At 71.3% G+C, this 3,455-nt stretch carries 4 protein-coding genes; all 4 read right to left on the bottom strand.

The features are described from left to right. Positions 1–1,535: WXG100 family type VII secretion target (locus G3I65_RS23295; RefSeq protein WP_160697996.1), on the bottom strand; the 1,535-nt coding region annotated here is incomplete at its 3' end. Further along, positions 1,535–1,852, bottom strand: a complete 318-nt coding sequence (locus tag G3I65_RS23290; RefSeq protein ID WP_160697995.1) for a hypothetical protein — start codon at positions 1,850–1,852, stop codon at positions 1,535–1,537. The genes G3I65_RS23295 and G3I65_RS23290, both read right to left, overlap by 1 nt. Then, positions 1,849–2,112: an acyl carrier protein gene (locus G3I65_RS23285; RefSeq protein ID WP_191984048.1), complete on the bottom strand. Its 264-nt coding sequence runs from the start codon at positions 2,110–2,112 to the stop codon at positions 1,849–1,851. Before G3I65_RS23285 ends, G3I65_RS23290 begins: the two co-directional genes overlap by 4 nt. Beyond that, the coding region (locus G3I65_RS23280; RefSeq protein ID WP_160697994.1) for a fatty acyl-AMP ligase at positions 2,105–3,455 on the bottom strand (1,351 nt) is incomplete at its 5' end. The genes G3I65_RS23285 and G3I65_RS23280, both read right to left, overlap by 8 nt.

The raw sequence follows: 3,455 nt of genomic DNA, 5'->3' as shown, positions 1-3,455 counted from the left end.
CCCGAGCCCCCGCCCGAACCACTGCCCGAGCCGCCGCCCGCCCCACTGGGCAGGTCGGTGCCGGAGCCGGAGCCACCGCCCGGCGCACCGGACCCCGTGCTCGTGTCGGGGATCGGCGGCACCTGGCCACCGCCCCCACCGGCTCCCGAACCACCGGAACCCGAACCCGAGCCGCCGCCCGAACCGGATCCGGACCCGCCCGAACCACCCGCGCCGAACCCACCACCGGAGCCGGACCCGGATCCGCCACCCGAGCCGAAACCGCCGCCCGAACCGGAACCCGAGCCACCCGGTCCACCACCGGAGCCGCCGGTCGTGCCGGGGCCACCGGGACCACCCGAGCCCGAGCCACCGGTGCCGCCGGCGCCCTCGAACTCGTTCTTGATCCCGCCCATGACCTTGTCGAGGGCGTCGTAGGCCTGGTCGACGAGGTCCTTCGTGTCCTTGCAGGTCTTCTCGAAGCCCTTGTACAGCCGGTCCCACATGTCGGGGTTGAACTGGTTCTGGATCCACTGCTTGGCCAGGTCCTGGCCGTGCTTCTTGATCTCGTCGCCGTCGCAGCAGCCCTGGTCGTTGAGGGTCTTGACCAGGTTGGTGCCGAAGTTGAGGTCCATCCAGCCCGCGATCTGGGCCAGGTCCTGCTCGTTGCCGTGCTCGCCACTGGCGACCGCGACGACCTTCTGCGCCATCGTGTAGTCGGCCTTGCCGACCAGGTCGGTGTACATCCCGATGACGGCGTCGGCCTTGCCCTTGCACAGCTGGAACACCGTCGTGGCGGTGTTCTTCGTGGCCTCGCTCGCGTTGCCGAGCGTCTGGGCCAGCTTGGCGGCCTTGGGCTGGATCTTGTCGTTGTAGGTGTCGGACGCCGCGTCGGCGCCCGCGCCGCTCCACGTCTGGTACAGGGTGCCCAGCTGCGAGCCGGTGTCCTGCACGGTCCGGTCCACCGTCTCCGAACCGCGCTTGAAGTGCGCGGCGTCGGCGACGAAGTCCGCGAAGCTGATGCCGCGCTGCTCGTCGAACGGCGCGCGGATGTCCTTGTCGAGGTCGAGCGCGCGGGTGTTGCCGCGGCAGTCGTCCGGGATCTTCGCCAGCAGCGAGCCGAACGTCTCGAACAGCTTCAGCGCGGGCGCGGCGGCGTCGAAGATCTCGTCGGACGTCTTCGTCCCGCTGGTGGTGCCGTCGTCACCGGACGCGGGCGGCTGGGTGCTGTCGAGCTTGCCCTTGCCCTCGTCGACCGCCTTCTTTTCCTGGTCTTCGTTGTAGGAGTTCTGGTCGCCGCTCTGCTTGGCCTTGTCGAAGGCCTCGTCGACCGACTGCCCGGCGAACAGCGGGTTGGCGTTGTACGCCGTCGCGTACTTCTCGGCTTCCTGCCGCTTCTGCTTGATCTCGTCGGGTTCCTGGTCGGCCAGGAACGGCGGCGGTGGCGGGTTTTCCCGCAGCCAGCTGCTGATCAGCGCGCTCTTCTGCGCGGCGGGCACGCTGGGATCGTCCAGCAGCGCCTTGACGTCGGACCACTTCTTCTTCTCGTCGGCCATCAGAGACTGCCCCCGGCGTTGGTGATCGCGCCGGCCTGGTTGTCTTCGTTGGCGCTGTAATTCGACCCGGCGGTGCCGAGGTTGGTGCCGAACGACCCCAGCGTGCTGCTGTAGCCGGAAACCGCGGCCCACAGCGCTTGCGCGCCCGCGGTGTACTTCGTCGCGTGGGTGCCGTGCGCCCGGCCGAACTTCTCCGCGGTCACCTGCGAGTTCTGCAGGTCCGGGTTGTCGTCCAGCAGGTGTTCCGCCAGGTCACCGATCGTCTTCGAGGCCGTCGACAACGCCTCGGTCGTCGCGGTGTACCCCCCGCCGCTCATTTCAGCGCCTCTCCTGTAGCTCCGCCAGTTCCCAGGGCTTCCGCGAGCACGGCGGCCACCGATCCCACGTCGGTGAACCGGTCGAGCTGGTCCAGCTCGATCGTCACGCCGTAGTAGACCTCCAGCGCCGCCAGCAGCTTGATCCGGCCTTTCGAGTCGATGCCCAGCTCCTCCAAGGGCGCGTCGGGCTCGACGAGGGCCGGGTCCAGCCGGAAGGTCTCGCTGACGACCTTCGTGACCTCGGCGCGGTGATCACCCACGGTCGCCACCATAACGTGCCTTCGCGGCCGACCGGGCGACCTTCCCGCTGGAGGTGCGCGGAAGTCCACCGGAAGGGACCAGATGCACCCTGCGGAGGGTGAGCCCGTGCTCGGCGGACACCGCGCGCAGCACGGCCCGGGTCACTTCCTTGACGTCGGCTTCGGCGCCGCGGGCCCATTCGGCGACCACCACCGCACCCTCGCCGTCGTCGTCGGTCACGCCGAACGCGGCGACGCGGTCGCGCCGGACCGCCGGGTGGGCCTCCCCCGCGGCGGCCTCGATGTCCTGCGGGTGGAAGTTGCGGCCGTCGATGACGATGAGGTCCTTGAGCCGCCCGGTGACGTAGAGGTCGCCGCGGTGCACGACACCGAGGTCACCGGTGCGCAGCCAGCCGTCGAGCCCGTCGAGGGTGGCGCCGAACGCGGTGGCGTCGCCGCGGCCCCAGTACCCGGTCGCGACGTTCGGGCCGTGGATCCAGATCTCGCCGACGGCGCCGTCGGGCTGCTCGTGTCCGTCGTGGACGATCCGCACCCGCTGCCCGACCGGCCGCCCGACGGACACGAGCTCCTGCCCGTCGACGGTTTCGACGGCGTGCCCCTGCGCGAGGGCCTCGCGGTCGAAAACGGCGCCGCGCGGCCCTTCCGGCCCGGCGCTCGCGACGTACACGGTGGCTTCGGCGAGCCCGTAGGACGGCCGGTACGCCTCGCGCCGGAACCCGTGCGGGCCGAAGACCTCGAGGAAGCGCTCTCCCGTGGCCGGGCGGACGGGTTCCGCGCCGTTGAGCGCGACCCGCACGTCCGAGAGGTCGAGGCCGTCCTCGGCACCGGCGTCGGCCGCGAGGTCGTAGGCGAAGTTCGGGGCCGCGGTGAACACGGCGGGGTAGTCCGCAAGCTGCCGCAGCCACCTTCGCGGACGGTGAACGAATTCCGCCGGGGACATGAACACCGCGCGGCCGCCGGCGAAGACCGGCAGGCACAGCAGCTGGATCAGGCCCATGTCGTGGAAGAACGGGATCCAGCCCGCGCAGGTCGTGCCTTCGTCGACGGCGTAGGCCCGACCGCCCTGCCAGCACGCGGCGACGATCGCCCGGTGCGGGATCACCGCGCCCGCCGGTTCGCGCGTCGACCCCGACGTGTACTGCAGGTACGCGGGCGTCTCCGGGTCGGCGAACACCGGATCGGCGCCCGGCCCGGTCAGCTCGTCCACCACGACGACGGGGTCGTGCGCGGGCAGCCGTCCCGCCACGGCCGACGACGTCAGCCACACGCGCGCGCCGGAATCCGCCAGCACCCCGGCGAGCCGCTCGGCCTGCGCGGCGTTCGACGGCGGCATCAGCGGCACC

Source organism: Amycolatopsis sp. SID8362, from assembly GCF_010550475.1.
Classification (GTDB): Bacteria; Actinomycetota; Actinomycetes; order Mycobacteriales; family Pseudonocardiaceae; genus Amycolatopsis; species Amycolatopsis eburnea.
The sequence above is the reverse complement of the archived record's forward strand: the minus strand, read 5'-3'. Positions and strand labels throughout refer to the sequence as shown.